The organism is Roseixanthobacter glucoisosaccharinicivorans (assembly GCF_043195095.2).
GTDB lineage: Bacteria > Pseudomonadota > Alphaproteobacteria > Rhizobiales > Xanthobacteraceae > NCEH01.
Genome location: NZ_CM195538.1, coordinates 3,264,235 through 3,284,105 on the forward strand (window position 1 = coordinate 3,264,235; position 19,871 = coordinate 3,284,105).

13 protein-coding genes are annotated in these 19,871 nt (G+C 65.5%); 5 read left to right on the top strand and 8 right to left on the bottom strand.

Annotated features, from left to right (window positions below; translation table 11 throughout):
* Nucleotides 1-55 precede the first annotated feature (55 nt).
* Both V5F78_RS15170 and V5F78_RS15175 read left to right on the top strand, forming a co-directional pair.
* Nucleotides 56-991, top strand: coding sequence for an ArgK/MeaB family GTPase (locus V5F78_RS15170; protein ID WP_394071237.1), 936 nt, complete (start codon nucleotides 56-58; stop codon nucleotides 989-991).
* Between the two features lie 67 nt (nucleotides 992-1,058).
* A complete protein-coding gene (locus tag V5F78_RS15175; RefSeq protein WP_394071236.1) occupies nucleotides 1,059-2,363 on the top strand; it encodes a cell wall hydrolase in 1,305 nt (434 codons plus the stop codon).
* Between the two features lie 104 nt (nucleotides 2,364-2,467).
* Here the strand turns inward: V5F78_RS15175 and V5F78_RS15180 are convergent, their stop codons facing one another.
* Nucleotides 2,468-4,750: an NADP-dependent malic enzyme gene (locus tag V5F78_RS15180; protein ID WP_394071235.1), complete on the bottom strand. Its 2,283-nt coding sequence runs from the start codon at nucleotides 4,748-4,750 to the stop codon at nucleotides 2,468-2,470.
* 158 nt (nucleotides 4,751-4,908) lie between these two features.
* On the opposite strand from V5F78_RS15180, the gene V5F78_RS15185 reads away from it, so the two are divergent.
* Complete coding sequence (locus V5F78_RS15185) at nucleotides 4,909-6,918, top strand: aq_1923 C-terminal domain (protein WP_394071234.1); 2,010 nt, start codon at nucleotides 4,909-4,911, stop codon at nucleotides 6,916-6,918.
* 60 nt (nucleotides 6,919-6,978) lie between these two features.
* Here the strand turns inward: V5F78_RS15185 and aspS are convergent, their stop codons facing one another.
* Nucleotides 6,979-8,823 (bottom strand): aspartate--tRNA ligase, encoded by a 1,845-nt coding sequence (aspS, locus tag V5F78_RS15190; protein ID WP_394071392.1) that lies wholly within the window; start codon nucleotides 8,821-8,823, stop codon nucleotides 6,979-6,981.
* 234 nt (nucleotides 8,824-9,057) lie between these two features.
* Here aspS and V5F78_RS15195 point away from each other — a divergent pair, with 234 nt between their 5' ends.
* Entirely contained in the window at nucleotides 9,058-11,382 is a 2,325-nt protein-coding gene (locus V5F78_RS15195; protein WP_394071233.1) for a bifunctional diguanylate cyclase/phosphodiesterase, read from the top strand.
* 57 nt (nucleotides 11,383-11,439) lie between these two features.
* Nucleotides 11,440-12,609: a ribonuclease D gene (rnd, locus tag V5F78_RS15200; protein ID WP_394071232.1), complete on the top strand. Its 1,170-nt coding sequence runs from the start codon at nucleotides 11,440-11,442 to the stop codon at nucleotides 12,607-12,609.
* Between the two features lie 144 nt (nucleotides 12,610-12,753).
* Here rnd and V5F78_RS15205 read toward each other — a convergent pair whose 3' ends face one another.
* The 6 genes from V5F78_RS15205 to V5F78_RS15230 form a co-directional block, all read right to left on the bottom strand.
* Nucleotides 12,754-13,416 (bottom strand): class I SAM-dependent methyltransferase, encoded by a 663-nt coding sequence (locus V5F78_RS15205; RefSeq protein WP_394071231.1) that lies wholly within the window; start codon nucleotides 13,414-13,416, stop codon nucleotides 12,754-12,756.
* A 210-nt stretch (nucleotides 13,417-13,626) separates the two neighbouring features.
* Nucleotides 13,627-15,114, bottom strand: a complete 1,488-nt coding sequence (ppx, locus tag V5F78_RS15210) for an exopolyphosphatase (protein WP_394071230.1) — start codon at nucleotides 15,112-15,114, stop codon at nucleotides 13,627-13,629.
* 34 nt (nucleotides 15,115-15,148) lie between these two features.
* A complete protein-coding gene (locus tag V5F78_RS15215) occupies nucleotides 15,149-17,344 on the bottom strand; it encodes an RNA degradosome polyphosphate kinase (protein WP_394071229.1) in 2,196 nt (731 codons plus the stop codon).
* Between the two features lie 49 nt (nucleotides 17,345-17,393).
* Nucleotides 17,394-18,140: a P-loop NTPase family protein gene (locus V5F78_RS15220; protein ID WP_394071228.1), complete on the bottom strand. Its 747-nt coding sequence runs from the start codon at nucleotides 18,138-18,140 to the stop codon at nucleotides 17,394-17,396.
* A 4-nt stretch (nucleotides 18,141-18,144) separates the two neighbouring features.
* On the bottom strand, nucleotides 18,145-19,236 hold the full coding sequence (locus V5F78_RS15225; RefSeq protein ID WP_394071227.1) for an AI-2E family transporter: 1,092 nt from the start codon (nucleotides 19,234-19,236) through the stop codon (nucleotides 18,145-18,147).
* A 41-nt stretch (nucleotides 19,237-19,277) separates the two neighbouring features.
* Nucleotides 19,278-19,808 carry a CDP-alcohol phosphatidyltransferase family protein gene (locus tag V5F78_RS15230; protein WP_394071226.1) on the bottom strand — a complete coding sequence of 177 codons (531 nt, stop codon included), beginning with the start codon at nucleotides 19,806-19,808 and terminating at the stop codon, nucleotides 19,278-19,280.
* Nucleotides 19,809-19,871: the final 63 nt, after the last annotated feature.

The following is a 19,871-nucleotide window of genomic DNA, read 5'->3' on the forward strand; positions in this document are numbered from 1 at the left end:
TTTTTATTTGGGCGCCCGTTTCTGCCGGACGGGAGCATGCTTTAGACTTCCCGCCATGTCTGCACATCGTCCCCAGATTCCCGAATTGGAAACCCTGCGCATCGGCGGAAAGCGGGCGATGGCGATGGCCCTCGCGGCGGTGGAAACCGCGCGCGGCAAGCCCCCTCTGGTGGCCTTGCTGGACCGGGCCGCCCGCGAGCCGAAGGCGCTCGTCCTCGGCTTGACCGGACCGCCGGGGGTGGGAAAATCCACGCTCACCAACGCGCTCGTGCGCCGGGCCCGCGCGGAGGGACGCACGGTCGCGGTGCTGGCGGTGGATCCATCCTCGCGCCGCACCGGCGGCGCGCTGCTGGGGGATCGGGCGCGCATCCAGACCGACCCCGAGGATCGCGGCGTGTTCGTTCGCTCCATGGCGGCGCGGGACCGGCTGGGCGGCCTTTCGGACGATGCGGTGGCGGCGGTGGTGCTGATGCGCGCCGTGTTCGATCTCGTGATCGTCGAGACCGTCGGCGTCGGCCAGTCCGAAGCCGACATCGGGCTGGTGGCGGACAGCGTGGTGCTGTGCATTCAGCCGGCCTCCGGCGACAGCCTTCAGTTCATGAAGGCGGGGGTGATGGAACTGCCCGACATCATCGTCGTCACCAAGGCCGACATGGCCGATATCGCCCGGCGCGCGGCGGCCGATGTCAGCGGCGCGCTCTCGCTGGGCGGCTTGCCGACGCAATGGACGGTGCCGGTCATCCGCCTGTCCGCCGCCAGCGGCGAGGGGCTGGAGGCGTTCGACGCGGCGCTCACCGCCCATCAGGCACATCTCGCCCTGGACGGGCGACTCGCGGCGCAGCGGGCGGAGCAGGAACAGCGCTGGGTGGACGAGGCGATCCGCCTGCGATTCGGCACCGAGGGACTCGCCCTTGCCCGCAAGATGGCGGTTGCGGAGGGCGGCCCGTTCAGCCGCGAGGCGGCATTTGCGGCGCGCTTAACCCGCTCGTAAGGTTGATAAGTGATTTTTCTCTCCAGGCGCCGGCGTTCGTTCGCTGGCTTCCTGTGAGGGCGATCCCATGGTTCGGTATTTCGGCGTGCGCCTGCCGGCGTGCATTCTGGCTGTGGCCGGATGCCTTTTTGCAACCGCCGCGCGCCCGCAGATGCTGCCATCCGACATCTTCCTGTCCCGCGCGGCGGCAGAGCGCGCCCAAGGCGGCTTGCTCTCGGCCCCGGTGCGGGCCCTGCGCGTGGCGACGCTGGATTGGGAACCGCTTCTCGGCCCCTCCGCGCCGGACCCGGGCGCACCCCAGGCGAGCGTGCAGATCGCGGCGGCCTCCACCGCCTCTGTCCCCGCGAATGCCGACAGCACCTATGCCTATCCCCCGCCGCTGGTGCTCGGGGGCGCACTTCCGCCCAGCAATCCCGCCGTCCTGCTCGCCGACCGGGACGAGGAAGCCGACACCCCCGCCGTCTTCGGCCCCTCGCCCAATGCCGACAACGCCTATCTCGAACTCGCGCTGGACCAGGTGCTGACCCTGCCGGGGCTGGACGAGGAAAGCATCGCCGCGGAAGAGGATGTCCCCTCCACCTTCGGCCCCGACATGAGCGCGTACGACACCTCCAGCGAGGCTCCGCAGGCGCTGATCTTCGGCGAACCGCCGCCGCCGGGCAGCGCGCAGGACGACGCCGAGCTGGAAGCCCCAGATGCAGCCGGCCTCTCGCTCGACGCCAGCGAGGGGACCGCGCAAGGCATGCATTCGTCCCAGGACACGCCGATCGTGCACGACATGCGGGTGGTGTTCGGACAGAGTGGCGGGCTCTTTCCGCCGCTTCCCTTCGAATATGCCGCGCTGCCGCCGAGCGCTTCCACCCTGCCGCCCATGCCACCGGTGCCCCCGCCGGACGAAGAGGCCAGCGGCCTCATGAGCGGCGATGCCAGCCCGGCGACCCGCCTCGCCCTCGCCGGCCCGGCCCGCGCCCGCGCGGAAAAGTGCCTCGCCGAGGCCGTCTATTTCGAGAGCCGGGGCGAACCCAAGCGCGGCCAGATCGCGGTCGCCCAGGTGGTGATGAACCGGGTGTTCTCGGGCTATTACCCCAACGACGTCTGCAAGACCGTCTATCAGAACGCCCACCGCCATCTCGCCTGCCAGTTCACCTTCGCCTGCGACGATGTGAAGGACGTGATCCGCGAGCCCGATATGTGGGTTCAGGCCAAGCAGATCGCCTCCGACATGCTGGACGGCAAGCTCTGGCTTTCAAGCGTCGGCCGGGCGACGCACTACCATGCCTATTGGGTGCGGCCGAGCTGGGTGCGCGAGATGCGCAAGCTGGATCGCATCGGGGTTCATACCTTCTATCGCCCGCGTCGCTGGGACGGCTGAGGGTTCAGGCCCGGCGCGGGGCGCACACGCAACGACAACCGCAACGAAAAAGGCCCGGGAGATGCTCCCGGGCCTTTTCATTTCCAATCGACGAGGTGGAAAGCTCAGAGCGCGCCCTGGGCTTCCACCACGGCCACCGCCGTCATGTTGACGATGCCGCGCGCCGTCACCGACGGGCCGAGAATGTGCGCGGGCTTGGCCGTGCCCATCAGGATCGGGCCCACGGGCAGCGCATCGCCCAGCACCTTGATCATGTTGTAGGCGATGTCGGCGGCGTCGAGGTCCGGCATCACCAGCACATTGGCTGCGCCCGACAGACGCGATCCGGGGAACACGTGCTCGCGCACATCCTCCAGCAGCGCCGCGTCGGCCTGCATCTCGCCATCCACTTCCAGCGAGGGGTCCCGCTGCAGGATCAGTTCGAGCGCACCGCGCACGCGCTTGGCGCATGAGGTTTCGTGCGAACCGAAATTGGAATGGGACAACAGCGCGATGCGCGGCTCGAGCCCGAACCGCCGCACGTGGGCGGCGGCGAGGATGGTCATCTCCGCGAGATCGGCGGCCGTGGGCTCGTTCTGGATCTGCGTGTCGCAGATGAAGAAATTGCCCTTGGGCGTGATCAGCAGCGAGAGCGCGGCAAGTTCGTGCACGCCGGGCGCAAGACCGATGATGTCCCGCACGTGACGCAGCCGGCGATTGAAGCGTCCCTCAATGCCGCAGAGCATGGCATCCGCCTCGCCCCGCTGCACTGCGAGGGCGGCGATCACCGTATTGTCGGTCCGCACCAGGGTGCGGGCGGCATCGGGGGTCACGCCCTTGCGGCCGGCGATCTCCACATAGGTGCGCACATAGTCGCGATAGCGCGGATCATCCTCGGGATTGATCAGGTCGAAATCGGTGCCCGGGCGGATCGACAGCCCGAAGCGCTGAAGACGGGTTTCGAGCACGCTCGGCCGCGCCACCAGGATCGGCCGGGCGATGCCTTCTTCCACCACCGCCTGGGCGGCGCGCAGCACGCGTTCGTCCTCGCCCTCGGCATAGATCACGCGCTTCTTGTCCAGCTTCGCGCGGGTGAAGAGCGGGCGCATGATGAAGCCGGAGCGGAACACGAACTGATCCAGCTTGTCGGCATAGACCTCGAAATCCGTGATCGGCCGGGTGGCGATTCCGGTTTCCATGGCCGCGCGCGCCACCGCCGGCGCGATGCGCAGGATGAGGCGGGGATCGAACGGCGAGGGAATGATCGAATCCGGCCCGAAAGAGCGGGTTTCCCCGCCATAGGCACGGGCCACCACGTCGGACGGCGTCTCGCGGGCGAGCGCCGCGATGGCCTCCACCGCCGCCATCTTCATTTCGGCGTTGATGTCGGTGGCGCCGACATCAAGCGCGCCGCGGAAGATATAGGGGAAGCACAGGACGTTGTTGACCTGGTTCGGGAAGTCCGAGCGGCCGGTGCAGATCATCGCATCGGGGCGGGCGGCGCGCGCCTCTTCCGGCATGATCTCGGGGTTGGGATTGGCGAGCGCGAGGATCAGCGGACGATCCGCCATGCGCTTGACCATGTCCTGGGTCAGCACGCCGCCGGCGGAGAGGCCGAGGAAGATGTGCGCGCCGTCGATGACATCACCCAGCGAGCGAGCCTCGGTCTTCTGCGCATAGACCGCTTTGTAGGGATCCATGAGGGTTTCGCGGCCTTCATAGACCACGCCCTCGATGTCGCAGACCCAGATGTTCTCGCGCTTGGCGCCGAGCGTCACCAGCAGGTTGAGGCAGGCGATGGCCGCCGCGCCCGCGCCAGAGGTGACGATCTTGAGATCCTCGATCTTCCGGTTGCCGATTTCCAAAGCATTGCGCACCGCCGCGCCGACGATGATGGCGGTGCCGTGCTGGTCGTCATGAAAGACCGGGATCTTCATGCGCTCGCGCAGGCGCTTCTCGACCTCGAAGCACTCCGGCGCCTTGATGTCCTCAAGATTGATGCCGCCGAAGGTGGGCTCCAGGGCCGCCACGGTCTCGACGATATGGTCCACCTCGTTCGCGGCGATTTCGATGTCGAACACATCAATGCCGGCGAACTTCTTGAACAGAACCGCCTTGCCTTCCATCACCGGCTTGGAGGCCAGCGGGCCGATATTGCCGAGCCCGAGCACGGCGGTGCCGTTCGAGACCACTGCCACCAGATTCTGGCGAATGGTCAGCTCGGCGGCCTGGAGCGGGTCGGCCTTGATGGCCATGCAGGCGGCGGCGACGCCAGGCGAATAGGCGAGCGCGAGATCGCGCTGGTTGCCCAAGGGCTTGGTGGCCTGGATTTCGAGTTTTCCCGGCCGGGGCAGGCGATGATAAATCAGAGCTCCCGAGCGCAGATCATCTGAGATGTTGGACGCCATTCCCTTCCCGACCCTTCTTAAACATACCTTGTTTCAAAACCGGCGGCACGGTAGCCCTCGGCAGCAGGGATGTCACGGGTAAGCGCTACGTTTTTCGGCAGCGCACGAAGTCGCCGCGCCGCTCCGGACGCAACCGCAGACTGAAAAGGGTGCCCCCCATGAAGAAGGCCCTCCTGGCCGCCCTGGCGTTGGCCGTTCTCGGCATTGGCGGCTATTTCGGATTGAACTTCTGGAGCAAGGAAAAGGTACGCGGGGAAGTTGAGCAAGCTTTCACAAGCCTGCGGGCTTCCGGAACGCAGGCCAGCCATGGCGAGATTGCGTTTGACCTTCCAAACCGAACCTTGAGCGTTGCCGACATCGCCATTACCGCCGGCGACGGCAGCAGCACCGTCAAAATCGCCCGCCTCACCGCCACCGGCATCGCCCCGCCCTCCGGCGGGCGAATCACCGCCGATTCGGTGACGCTGCACGGCGTGGAGGTGCGCAACACGGACGCGACCCGCGACACCACCTATGAGACCCCGCTGGTGGAGATCGCCGGCTATTCCGGCCCGGCGGCCTTCATCCTGCCGCCGATCGCGGCCACGAGTGCGGCGACGCTGCGCGCTGGGCTCCAGCATTTCGCCGCCATGCGGGCCGCCAGCATCCGCCTGCCGCACGCGACGGCACGTGTACGGCTCGCCGCCATGGCCGCAACGCCGCGGACGCCCGGAACGGACGCACGAAGCTTCAACGTGGATTATGGTGCCTTGCTCGCCGAGGGCATCGGCCAGGGCCGCATCGCGCATCTCAGCCTCGACCGCGTGGGTGTGCGTGAGCAGGGCGGTGCCCAGGCCGCTCAGGGCTTCGTGGGTACGCTGGAGCAGATAGACGTCACCGCCATCGACACCGCGCCCCTGCTGGCGCTGACACAGGCTTCCACGCAGGGACAACCAGCCCCCACCGGCTATATGCCGCTCTACGGCCGCCTTTCGGCGGGCAGCTATTCGCTGACCCAGGACGGTGGCGCGACCGTGATGATGAGCAACATCCTCGCCGAGGGCATCGCCCTCGATCCCGGCCTGCTCAACCTGGCCCGGCTCGAAGCTCTGGACGCCCTGTCGAAGCCCGACCACGCGCTCACAGCGGCGGAAGTGGAACAGCTCACTCACCTCACCTCCGACGTGCTCAAGGGGATCGGCTTCGCCCGCATTTCCACGAGCAATGCATCCCTCTCCTCACCCGGCGGCAAGATGGAGCTCGCCAATCTCGCACTGACCGGCTACGCGGCCGGGAAGCTGGAGCGCATGCAGGTGGATGGGTTCATCGGCCATAGCGGCGATGCCTCCGTGGTCGCTCTCGGCAGCGGCACCGTGAACGGTCTCTCGCTGGTGGCGATGATGGATCTGGCCCCGAAGACGGCGCGCCAGGGCGCCGACCCCACGGCGGACACCGTGCTCGCTTTGTTCAAAGTCCTGGATGGATTCGAGTTCGCGGATCTCACGGTGCCGGAACCGGAGCTGGGCGGCACCGTCTCCGTCGGACATTTCGCGGTCGCCTGGGACCAGTTTATCGGCGCCGTCCCCACCCGCTTCAAGCTGCGGGCGCGGGACATCACCGGGCCGATCTCGGAAGCCGATGGTGCCCCGTTCAACCTTCTGGTCGCGGCGGGAATGACCAGCGCGACGCTGAGCTTCACGCTCGACACGACCTATGACCAGGGCGCGCAGGCGATCGTGATCGGCCCGGTGAGCGCCCAGGTGGACGATGCCCTGAAGGTGTCGCTCGACGCCCGCCTCACCCGTATCCCCCCAGCCGCCTTTGAAAACGCCGGCGCTGCCCTCGGCGCCCTGGATCAGGCGGGGCTGGGCCCGGTGAAGCTTGAGCTGGTGGACCTCGGGGCGGCGGAACTGGCGCTGCGCGCTTATGTCGACCTGACCAATGGCGATATCGAGCAGATGCGCACCGCGCTGATCGCGGTGGTCCAGGAGCAGGCGCGGGCCGCCAGCGCGGACTTTCCCAATGCCGAGCGCATCGGCGCGGCACTGGTGCAATTCCTCAAGACGCCGAAGACGCTCACCCTCACGCTGAACCCCACCGGCGACGTCAAGCTGCTCGATCTCGCCCAAACCGACGATCCCCTCGCCACCGCGCGGCAACTCTCGCTGGACCTCGTCGCTGGCCCCTGAAACGCGAACGCCCTCCGCAAGGAGGGCGTACACTTGGATCTCGGGGTCCGGTAGCCGCGCTTATTTCCGCGGCAGGTTGAGGCGGATGTGTAGGTCCTTCAGCTGCTTGGGCGTCACCTCGGCGGGCGAGCCCATCAGCAGGTCCTCGGCGCGCTGGTTCATGGGGAACAGCGAAATCTCGCGCAGGTTCGAGGCGCCGCACAGCAGCATCACGATGCGGTCGATGCCCGCCGCCATGCCGCCATGGGGCGGCGCGCCATATTGGAACGCGCGGTACATGCCGCCGAACCGCTCCACCACCGTCGCCTCGTCATAGCCGGCAATCTCGAACGCCTTCAGCATCGCTTCGGGGCGATGGTTGCGGATGCCGCCGGAGGCGATTTCATAGCCGTTGCACGCGATGTCGTATTGGAACGCCTTGATGGTCAGCGGGTCCTGGCCCTGCAGCGCCTCGAGGCCACCTTGCGGCATGGAGAAGGGATTGTGGGAGAAGTCGATCTTCTTCTCCTCGTCCGACCATTCGTAGAACGGGAAGTCGACGATCCAGGCGAGCTCGAACCGCTCGGTATCCACGAGGTTTAGTTCCTCGCCTGCCTTGGTGCGGGCAAGGCCGGCGAACTTGTAGAATTTCGAGGGGTCGCCGGCGACGAAGAAGGCAGCATCGCCCGCCTTGAGGCCGAGCGCCTCGCGGATCGCCTCGGTACGTTCCGGGCCGATATTGTTGGCGAGCGGGCCACGTCCGACGGGATGTTCGATTGGCTCCCGTTCCTCAGAACCCGGGCGCTTGTCGACTTCGGATCTAACAATATTGTCGATAGCGGGCTCGCTCCACATGATATAGCCGAGCCCCGGCTGGCCCTCGCCCTGGGCCCAGCTGTTCATGCGGTCGCAGAAGGCGCGCGAGCCGCCGGTCGGGCCGGGGATCGCCCACACCTGGTTCTTCGGGTCCTCGAGCATGCGCGCGAACACCTTGAAGTTCGAGCCGCGGAAATGCTCGGAGACATCCTGCATCACCAAAGGATTGCGCAAATCGGGCTTGTCGGTGCCGTATTTGCGCAGGGCCTCGGCATAGGGAATGCGCGGCCAAACCTTGGTCACCGGCTTGCCGCCGCCAAACTCCTCGAACACGCTGGTGATCACCGGCTCCATCGCCGCGAACACGTCTTCCTGTTCGATGAAGCTCATCTCCAGGTCGAGCTGATAGAACTCGCCTGGCAGCCGGTCCGCGCGCGGATCCTCATCGCGGAAGCAGGGCGCGATCTGGAAATAGCGGTCGAAGCCGCTCATCATGATCAGCTGCTTGTACTGCTGCGGCGCCTGCGGCAGCGCGTAGAACTTGCCGGGATGGATGCGCGAAGGCACCAGGAAGTCGCGCGCACCCTCGGGCGAGGAGGCGGTGAGGATCGGCGTCTGGAATTCGAAGAAGCCGCCCTGCTTCATCCGCTGGCGCAGGCCATCAATGACCCGACCACGCAACATAATATTATTGTGAAGTTTTTCGCGCCGCAAATCGAGAAAGCGATACTTAAGTCGAATATCTTCCGGGTAGTCCTGGTCGCCGAACACGGGCAGCGGCAATTCTGCTGCGGCGCCCAGCACTTCCAGCCCCACCGCATAGACTTCCACCTTGCCGGTGGGCAGGTCCGCATTCTCGGTCCCCTCGGGGCGCAGGCGCACCTTGCCGTCGATGCGCACGACCCATTCCGCCCGCACCTTTTCCGCCGCCTGGAAGGCCGGGCTGTCGGGGTCGATCACAACTTGGGTCAGGCCGTAATGGTCTCGCAAATCAATGAAAAGCACGCCACCATGGTCACGGATGCGGTGACACCAGCCGGAAAGCCGGACGCTTTCGCCCACCAGGGCGTCGGTGAGCGCGCCGCAAGTGTGCGTGCGGTAGCGATGCATGGCGGGGGACATGGCGAGCGGCCTTTCGGACAACCTGGGGACAAACGCGCTGCCGCAAAGGATGGGCGAAGCGGGCCGCCGGAAGGTGCATGGGCGCCCCTGCTTGTCAAGGCTGCCTCGAAATCCCATGGGAAACCAATGGGATTTGCTGCTGCGCAACACAGACAGCCCCTGTCGGTGCCCAACCAAGGCGTATATCGTGAAATGTGGCGTGCAATGCGTCGCGATTGAGACATGATGGAAGCAACCACCAGTCTACCAGAGATAGCAAACCCGAACGGCACCACGGAACGCGTGCGCTCGTGGGATGCCGCGCGCTGGGCGGTGGGATTGGGCGGTGCATTTATCGTCACGGTCCTTGTCGCAACCATCGTGCTGACTGTGTATCTGCGGGATCGCGCCCTGGGCGATCGCCATCGCGAGCTGGAGAACCTCGCCCTTACCCTGGCGGAGCAGACCGACCGTGCCTTCCAGGGCGCCGAACAAATTCAGCGCAGCCTCATCGAGCGTCTCAACGTGCTCGGGGCGAACGACCCGGAAAGCCTGGTCCGCGCCGCCTCCACCTATGAAATGCACGAGATCATCCGCCAGCGCGTCCACGGCCTGCCGCAGATAGATGCCATCACCATCATCGGCACCAAGGGCAAGCTGCTGAACTTTTCGCGCTATTGGCCCATCCCCGATGTGAATGTGTCGGACCGCGATTATTTCAACGCCCTCACCACCGGTCTTTCCACCACCCAGTTCGTCAGTACGCCGGTGCTCAACCGGGGCACGGGAACGCCCACCATCTACCTCGCCCAGCGCTTTTCCGCGCCGGACGGCAATTTTCTCGGCCTCATTCTGGCCGCCATGCGGCAAAGCTATTTCGAGAAATTTTACGGCGGCATTGATCTGGGATCCGGCGGGTTCATCGCCCTGTGCCGGCAGGATGGCGTGGTGCTCGCCAGTTATCCGCCCGTAGCGGACAATATTGATCCGGCGGCGCAGCGCGCGCTATTGCGCCACCTGATCGCGACAGCAAACATGGCCGGCGCGCAGGAGCGGCAGATCCCGCCAGGCCTCGTGGATCGGCAAGAGCGGCTTGCCGCGTTCCAGGACCTCGCGCACTTCCCGCTGGCCATCATGGTCAGCGACACCTCCGACGACGTCTCGCGCTCGGTGCGGGCGCAGATCCTACCGATCCTGGTGGCATCCGGGCTGATCTGCCTTGCCATTACGGTGGCCGTCATCACGGCTGTGCGCCATCTGCGGGCGCAGCAGGAATTCGCCCAGAACGCATATCGCACCGCGCGGCAGGACGAACTGACCGCCCTGCCGAACCGCCTGCATTTCCTGGAGCAGCTCGACGCGCTCCTCGGCGAGGACATGGACACACATGGCTTTGCGCTGCTGTTCCTGGATCTCGACTATTTCAAGTCCGTCAACGACACGCTCGGCCACGCCATCGGCGACGATCTGCTGTGCGCGGTCGCCCGGCGGATGGAAGACTATCTCGCGCCGGGCGACATGCTGGCCCGGATCGGCGGTGATGAATTCGGTATCCTCCAGCGGGGCGGCGGCGCGGTCGACGCGCGCACCCTCGCCGAGCAGATCATCGCCGCCATTCGCGAGCCGTTCACGTTGAACCACCACCGGGTCATCGCCGGCGGCAGCATCGGCGTCGCGCTGGCGCCGCAGGATGCGCGCTTGGGTATGGAGCTGCTGAAAAACGCGGATCTCGCGCTTTATCGCGCCAAGAACGACGGCCGCGGCCTCTGCCGATTGTTCGAGCGCGAAATGGAGCATGCCGCGATCGCCCGCCGCACGCTCCAGCTCGATCTGGACGAAGCCTGGCGCGAGCAGCAGTTTTTCCTGTGCTACCAGCCCATCTTCGTCTGCCAGAGCGGTGCCCTCGTCGGGTTTGAGGCGCTCTTGCGCTGGCGCCATCCGACCCGGGGCATCGTCGCGCCCTCCACCTTCATTCCCGCCGCGGAGGATACCGGGCTCATCGTGCCCATCGGCGCCTGGGTGCTCGAACAGGCCTGCCTCGTGGCCGCCACATGGCCGGCACCGCTGTCCGTTTCGGTCAATCTCTCGCCGATCCAGTTCCGCGCCGGGGAGGTGGAGGCACAAGTAAACGGCGCCCTGCGGCGCTCGGGCCTTGCTCCGCGCCGGCTGGAGCTGGAGCTTACCGAAACGACGCTGCTCCAGGAAGGCGCGAGCGTGCGGGAGATCCTCCAGAACTTCCGCAACCGCGGCATCCGGGTCGCCATCGACGATTTCGGAACCGGCTATTCCTCGCTCGGCTATCTGCGCACGCTGCCCATTGATCGAATCAAAATCGACCGGACCTTCGTCAACGGATTGGGCCACGATACCCATTCCCTGCCCATTATCCGCGCCATGCAAGGCTTGGCCGACGCGATATCGGTCTCCACCATCGTGGAGGGCGTGGAGCGGGCGGAGCAGCTGGAAATCCTGCGGGCAGAACGCTGCACCTATGTTCAGGGCTATTTTCTAGGCCATCCGGGAACGGCCGAGAACGCCATGCGCATGGCAAAAGAGGCAAAGGTTTGACCTCTCTGCACGCGAGGGTCTTTCGCCGCCCACATGCCTTCCGTTATGGTTTGTCACATGGATCCGATCACCTCCACCGAGGCGCTCGCAGCGGCCTGTGAGCGCCTGGCCCGTCACGATTTCGTCACCGTCGACACCGAGTTTCTGCGCGAGACGACGTTCTGGCCGAAATTGTGCGTCATCCAGGCTGCCACGCCGGACGAGGCCATCATCATCGACGCCCTCGCCGATGGCATCGACCTGTCGCCCTTCTTCGCGCTGATGGCGAACGAACGGGTGATGAAGGTGTTTCACGCGGGGCGCCAGGATATCGAAATCGTCTGGCACCTCGCCGGCATCATCCCGCATCCTGTGTTCGACACCCAAGTGGCGGCCATGGTGCTGGGCTACGGCGACAGCATTTCATACGACCAGCTGGTGCAACGCCTGTGCGGTCACGCCATCGACAAATCCTCGCGCTTCACGGACTGGTCGCGCCGCCCCCTCAGTCAGGCGCAACTGGTCTATGCCATCGCCGATGTCACCCATCTGCGCGACATTTACCTCAAGCTCCTGCAAGACCTGCAGGCGCGCGGGCGCAGCGAATGGGTGGGCGAGGAGATGAAGGTGCTCACCTCGCCGGCAACCTATCGCCAGGAGCCGGAGAATGCGTGGGAGCGCCTGAAATCGCGCGTGCGCAAGCCGCGCGAACTGGCGGTGCTGGTGGAACTTGCGGCGTGGCGCGAGCGCGAAGCGCAGGCCCGCGACCAGCCGCGCGGCCGCATCATCAAGGACGATGTGATCGGCGAGATCGCGCTTCAGCAGCCGCAGACGCCCGAAAAGCTGGCGGAGCTGCGCTCCTTGCCCAAGGGCTTCGAGCGCTCGCGCTATGGGGAGGCCGTCCTGGAGGCCGTACGCAAGGGGCTTGCTCGCGATCCCAAGACGCTGCCGCGCATCGAACGCGACAAGCCCTTGCCCAATGGCGCCTCGGCGACGGTCGAACTGCTGAAAGTGCTGCTGCGCATGACCGCCGAACAGCACGCGGTGGCGGCCAAGGTGATCGCCACGACCGACGATCTGGAGCGGATCGCGGTGAGCGACGAGGCCGATGTGCCGGCAATGAGCGGTTGGCGCCGCGAATTGTTCGGCAATCGGGCCCTGGCTTTGAAAGCCGGCCAGCTTGCGCTGGCGGTGGATCGCGGTCGCGTGGTGGCCGTTGAGCGCGCCGGCGCCGAGGTCACGGGCTGAACCGAGCCGCTGTCGCACGGCCGCGCGGGGATGTTCCCGCGCCCGACTTTCGTTGCATAGCTTTCGCTGCCAATGGCTTTCGCTGCGACTAGCTTTTGCTGCGCTTGAGAGAGCCCAGACTAGGCTGGCGCAGCCGTGCGCCGCTCAGCGCGCCGGCTTCTGCCCGACGACGAGGAATTGCTTGCCGAAAAAACGCCAGGCAAACGGCATTTTCAGATAGGCGGAAACCAGAAACCCCGCCGTCGGCAAGCTGGATTTCATCGTATAAGGCAAAAAGCGGGGAATGTTGCGCACCACCTCGAACCCGCTCTTCTTCAATCCCTCTTCCAGTGAGAGATGAGATAAGGGAAGATAGTGGTCGTAGAAGTCCCAATATTCGCGATAGGCATAGCGAATGTTCGGCCCCATGATCACGAACCGTCCACCAGGACGAAGGACGCGCAGGATTTCGCCGATCACCTGATCGCAGCATTCCTTATTGGGCAAGTGTTCGAGAAAATTCGACGTAAAGGCAACATCGAGACTGTTGCTTTCGATCGGGGCAAGCTCGGTCGCCGGCGTCATGACGAAGCGCACGTCTGGATTGAGATATTTCGGCGCGTCGGGATTGATATCAATCGCCGTTTTGGAACGAGCAGATACGTTATTTATAAATTCGCCATATCCGCAGGCGAGGTCCAGGACATCTTTCTGCTCGCCAATCAACGGGTTGAAGAATTCACGGCAAAGAATACGCCACACTTCTGAACGCTTTTTCAGACCGGTCTCAAGAAATCTCGCCCGATAAATTTCTTGAACATCGACCATTCGACCCCCGCACGCAGGTAAGAGTAAAAACAAGCTCTCTCCGCAGCCGCACCGCGTACGGATGCAATTACACGGTTTAGAAATGTAGCGAAACGATAAATTCGCCATACACCGGGCGCAGCGGCAGGTCCCGCGTCAGAGGCCGGCGACACACGGGCCTTCCCGGTCCCTGGACCCCACGGTCGCGGGCACCACGACGGTGCCCTTGCCTCAGACCGTCACCACCACGGGTTCGCGGCCGATGAGTTTGCTGAGCTGCCGCAGGCGGCTGTGGACACGATCATTGATCAGGTCGGCGAGATCCTGCGGCACGTGGAGCACCACGGTTTCGCCCCGGACCTCCAGTTCCGTGCGTGGCAGAATGCCCGGCATGGCGGCGGAGAGCAGATAGGCGACCCGCATGCAGGCCCCGAGGATGCGGGCGCGGTCGAGCATTCCGGTGGAGACCAGTTCCAGGATGCGCGGGGCGTATTCGTCCTCGGAGAGGCCCATGTGCCGGAAATAGACCGCGAGCGCGATATAGGCCCGGCCGGGATGGTCCAGGCCCACGAACGCCGCATGGGCGATGATGTTGAGGCTCTGCTCGCCGCGATAATCGGGATGCGCCCGCCAGCCGATATCCGCCAGCAGACAGGCCGCCTGCCGCAGGCGCCGTTCATCGGCGCTTTCTTCCAGCGCGCGGGAGGATTCAAAGAAGGAATCCGTCCACTGCACCAGTTCCTCGCCGTGCTGCGGGGAACGCGACCGCAATTCGTTCAGTTCGCGGGCAGCGGCAAGGAGCGGATCTTCCTTGCGCTGCTCGGCATCGAGCAGCGAATACAGCAAGCCTTCGCGCACGCCGAGGGCGGAGATCACGACCTCCGACGGCCGCCCCTCACGCACCACGTTTTCCAGCACCAGCGCGCCATAGGCGAGCAGGGAGCGGCGCGCATCCGAGATCGCGTCGATATGGGACAGAGCTTCTGCGTCCGCGCGATGAACGATGCGGGTGAAGTCGATGGCTTCCTTCGCGGGCAGCACATAGCCGTGCATCACGTGCAGCGGATAGCCCTTCTGGAACATGTGCAAGCGGGCCAGCGCCCGCCACGTGCCGCCCACGGCATAAAAAGTGCGTCCGGCAAGACCCGCGAGCACGGGAACCTCGCGCATGGCATCGCGGATGATCTTCTCGGACTTGCGCAGCGACTTGCCGGAGCGATCCTGCAGCGCCAGCACGCCGAGCGGCAAGGTGATGCCAGCGCCGACCTTCTGGCGCTTCACGTCCACCAGTTCGAGCGAGCCGCCGCCGAGATCGCCCACCACCCCGTCCGGGCCGTGGACGCCGGAGACGATGCCGAACGCCGCCAGTTCCGCCTCGCGGCGACCGGAGAGAATTTCCACATCCGTCCGGCAGATCGCTTCGCACTCGCCGATGAAGGCGGGGCCGTTCTCCGCGTCGCGCGCGGCGGCGGTGGCGAGGGCATAGACCACCCCCACCCCCATGGCGTCGCACAAGGCGCGGAAGCGCTTCAACGCGGAAAGGGCGCGCTCCACCGCGTCCTGGGCGAGCCGCCCCGTGGACAGCACTTCCCGGCCGAGACCGCAGAGCGCCTTCTCGTTGAAGATCGGGGTCGGCGCGCGATTCAGAGCCTCATACACCACGAGCCGCACGGAGTTGGACCCGATGTCGATGACGGCAACAGGTGCCGCCACCGTCATGTGGTCGCTCGTGTGCGACGCGGGCCCCCCGCCCTTAGCGGCGGACGTAGAGGCTGCGCGGCGAAGAATCTTTGAGAGACTTTCCACGGCCGGACAAACTCGGATTGGTCATGAAATAACGATGGGCGTTGAACGATTCTTCACCCGGCGCCGGGACTATGCGTTCCGAAGAGCCGTTGGGCAACACCCGCCAGCTCTGTTCGTTGTCGATAAGATTGGCCACCATGATCTGATCCAGCACCTGCTCATGCACGGTGGGGTTCGTGATCGGACACAGTGTCTCAACACGGCGGTCGAGGTTGCGGGTCATCAGATCGGCCGAGGAAATATAGACCAGCGCGTGCGGGTGCGGCAGCGCATGGCCATTGCCGAAGCAATAGATGCGGCTGTGTTCCAGGAACCGCCCGACGATGGACTTGACCTGGATGTTCTCCGAAAGTCCGGGAATGCCCGGCCGCAGGCAGCAGATGCCGCGGATGATGCAGTCCACTTTCACGCCGGCATTGCTGGCGGCATAAAGCGCGTCGATGATTTCCGGGTCGACCAGCGAATTGCACTTCAGCCAGATCGCGGCCGGGCGGCCGGACCGGGCGTGCTCGATCTCCTCGGCGATGTTCTGGAGGATGCGCGGCTTCAGTGTGGTGGGCGACACCGCCATCACGTCCAGCTCGCCCGGCGTCGCATAGCCGGTGATGAAGTTGAAGATGCGCGCCACGTCCTGCGCGATCACCGGATCGGCGGTGAAGAACGACAGGTCGGTATAGATGCGGGCGGTGATGGGGTGATAATTGCCGGTGCCCACATGGCAATAGGTGGCGAGCGCACCGCCCTCGCGGCGCACCACCATGGACAACTTGCCATGGGTCTTCAGGTCGATGAAGCCGAACACCACCTGCACGCCGGCGCGCTCCAGGTCACGCGCCCAGCGGATATTGGCTTCCTCGTCGAAGCGGGCCTTCAGCTCCACCAGCGCGGTCACCGACTTGCCGGCCTCGGCCGCTTCCGCCAGCGCCTTCACGATCGGGCTGTCGGAGGAGGTGCGGTAGAGGGTCTGCTTGATGGCGACGACGTTGGGGTCGCGGGCGGCCTGTCGAAGGAACTGAACCACCACGTCAAAGGATTCATAAGGGTGGTGAACCAGAATGTCCTTCTCGCGAATTGCCAGAAAGCAGTCTCCGCCATGGTCGCGGATGCGCTCGGGAAATCGCGCATTGTAGGGCGGAAACTTCAGGTCCGGCCGGTCCACGGAGACCAGCTGGGAGAATTCATTCAGCGCCAGCACGCCGGTGACGACGAAGATCTCCTCGTCCTTCACGTTCAGCTCGCGGGCGACGAAATTGCGCAGTTCGTCGGGCATGGCCGAATCCGCTTCCATGCGGATCACCGAGCCGTAGCGGCGCTGCTTGAGGGCGCTCTCGAACAGGCGCACCAGATCCTCGGCCTCTTCCTCGATGTCGAGGTCGCTGTCGCGGATGACCCGGAACACGCCCTGGCCCTTCACCGCATAGCCGGGGAACAAGCGGGCGATGAACAGCCCGATCATCTGCTCCAGCGTGATGAAACGCAGGCTTCCGCTCTCGCCGTCGGCGAGGCGGATGAAGCGCTCGACCTTGGCGGGAATGCGGATCAGCGCATTCATGCCGCGCCCGTCGCTCTGCCGCACCAGTTGCAGCGCCAGCGAGAAGCCGAGATTGGGAATGAAGGGGAAGGGATGGGCCGGATCAATGGCGAGCGGCGTCAGCACCGGGAAGACATGGTGCAGGAAATGGGCTTCCAGGCGCTCGATGTCGGCGGCGGTGACGTCCGAGCCGTCCACCAGGACGATCCCGACGCCGGCCAGCTCGACGCGCAGTTCACGCCAGCGGGCCTGCTGGTCGAAAATCAGATTGCCGGCGCCGTCCATGATGGTGGCGAGCTGCTCGGCGGGGGTGAGGCCATCGGGGCTGAGGGCGGTCACGCCTTCGCGGATCTGCTCCTTCAGGCCGGCCACGCGCACCATGAAGAATTCGTCGAGATTGTTCGCCGAGATGGAAAGGAAGCGCAATTGCTCGAGCAGGGGATGGTTCTTGTTGGAGGCTTCTTCCAGCACGCGACGGTTGAAGTGAAGCCAGGAGACCTCCCGGTTGATGAAGCGCTGCGGGGATCCCGCAAGCTCGAGAACGGTATCCACACTGGCCTCCGGTTCAAAATCCTCGACCAAGGCCAAGGCGACGGTGTCATTCGCGTTCATCGATAGACCCCCATTTTCCGGCGGAACATGGCCGTCTTGCATGACCACTCTATGACGGTGGCGCCTCCGCGTCGTCCTCGTCGCTGAAATCGCTTGTACTTTCTCCCCGCAAGTCTTTTTCCGCGCGCAGCACCTGCGCGGCGAGCGCCCGCGTCACCGGCCGCCGCGCCGCCAGAGCTGCCCGGTCGATGGCGGCGACCAGGGCCTGCGCCCCCTCCACCGTGCGCTCCATGCGCAGCAGCAGATATTGCACGGTCGCCTCATCCACGGCGATCTGCCGGTCCGCGAACAGCTTCACCAGCACCGCACCCAGCAGCGCGTCGTCCGCTGGGGCGATTTCCACGCCCGGCACCGCGCGCAGCCGCGAGACGAGATCGGCGGTGGCGAGCGTGAAGGCCGACGGTGGCGTGCGCGCGGTCATCAGCACGAAGGCGTTCTGCTCGCGCGCGAGATTCAGCAGATGGAACAACGCCGCCTCGTCGAAGCCTCCGGCCGCCAGGTCCTCCAGCAGCAGGGCGCCCTGGGCGAGTGCCTGCGGCACCCCGGCGCTGGAAAGCTCGGCCGCCGAAAGGGTCATCGCGCCGGCCTTGCGGGCGAAGATCGCCCCGAGATGGCTCTTTCCCGCACCGGCGGGGCCAACCAGCGTCACCACGCGCGCCGGCCAGTCGGGAAAGGAATCCACCAGCGCCAGCGCGGCGGCATTGCCCGGCGCGGGCAGGAAATCCTCCCGCAGCAGGGCCGGCCGGCTGGGCAGATCGAGCGGAAGCTGGCGAACGGAGGGATCGCGCCCGGCCATGGGGTCAGACCGTCTCGCGCGGCGAGGGATCGGCGTCTTCCTCGCCGGTATAGAGAGGGCTGTGGAAATATTGGCTGAAGGCGAAGCGCACCAGGACGCCGGATGCCGCCGTCAGCGGCACCGCCAGCAGCAGGCCCACGAAGCCGAACAGATAGCCGAAGGCGAACAGGGCGAACATCAGCCATACCGGGTGCACGCCGATGCTGTCGCCCACCAGCTTCGGCGACAGGATGTAGCCCTCCACCGTCTGGCCCACCAGGAAGATGCCCAGGATTGTGCCGATCATGGCCCAGTCGGGGAAGAACTGCACGATGGCGACGCCCATGGCGAGGATCAGCCCGGTGAGCGAGCCGACATAGGGAATGAAGGTGATGAAGCCGGAAACGATGCCGATCAGCAGGCCGAAATTCAGCCCCGACATGGTCAGCGCCACCGCGTAGAAGGTGCCGAGGATGAGGCACACCAGGGCCTGACCGCGCACGAAGCCGGCGACCGCCATGTCCATCTCCCGGCCGAGCCGGCGGATGATGGGGCGCTGATGCACCGGAATCCAGCTGTCCACGGTCATCAGCATGTGGTTCCAGTCGCACAGCACGTAGAACACCACCACCGGCGTCACCACCACTAGCGCGAACACCGACAGCAGCGCCTGCCCGCCGGACCACAGGGAGGTCAAAAGGCCGAGCAGATAGCTGACGCCTTGGGACATCAGGTCGGCGAGAGAGCGTTGAACGTCCGGGAGGCGATCACCGAAGAAGCGATTCAGCCATTCCCGGTTTTCCAGCGTGACCAGGTTTTGCAGGCGCGTCACATAGGATGGAAGATTGGTGATGAATTCAAACAATTGGCTGGAAAGCAGCGGCAGCACCACGAGCAGCAGCAGCACCACGACCAGGACCAAAATCCCGACCAGGGCCAGGCTCGCCGGCGTGCGGCCGAGGCCGATGCGCGATACCCGCTCGACCACCGGGTTGAGGAAATAGGCCAGGGCCATGCCCGCGACAAAGGGTAACAGGATGCCGCGCAGCAGCCACAGGCCGATGATGACGGCAAACAGCGCGCCAATCCAGAAGCGAAGCTGAAGCTGAATGGCCATCGCTCCTCCCGGGCCCCGCGCCGGTACGCCGCGCTTGGCGGTCAGCGCGCCATGTGGCGCATCCATTCCGCGAGATACGCAGCCGCCGAAAGCGCCGTCAAGAGCCCCACCGCCACCAGTCCCACCTCGAACGCCCGGCCGGGTTGGAGGTCGAGCCCGGCGCTGGCCAGCACCAGGGCGGCGAACGCGATCTGCACCGCGGTGTTCACCTTCGACACCACCAGCGGGCGGATCGTCACCGGCTGGGCCAGCAGCACCGAAAGCAGGATCGCGCCGATGATCATGACATCGCGCGTCACCACAGCGATCGCGACCCAGCGTGGAATCAGTTCCACCACGGCGAGCGAGACGTAGATGGAAATCAGCAGCGCCTTGTCGGCCAGCGGGTCGAGATAGGCGCCAAGCTCGGTCTGCATGTGGAACCGCTTGGCCAGGAAGCCGTCAACGGCATCCGAGGCACCGGCGAACACGAACAGCCAGAAGGCCAGTTCCAATTCGCCTGAGGCGATGGACCACACCAGGATCGGCACCAGCAGGATGCGGGCGAGCGTGATGAGGTTGGGCAGGCTCACCGCACCGCCCCTCCCCCATCCGGCCGGGCGCGCATTCGGCCGGGCTCCGTGTGACACATCTGC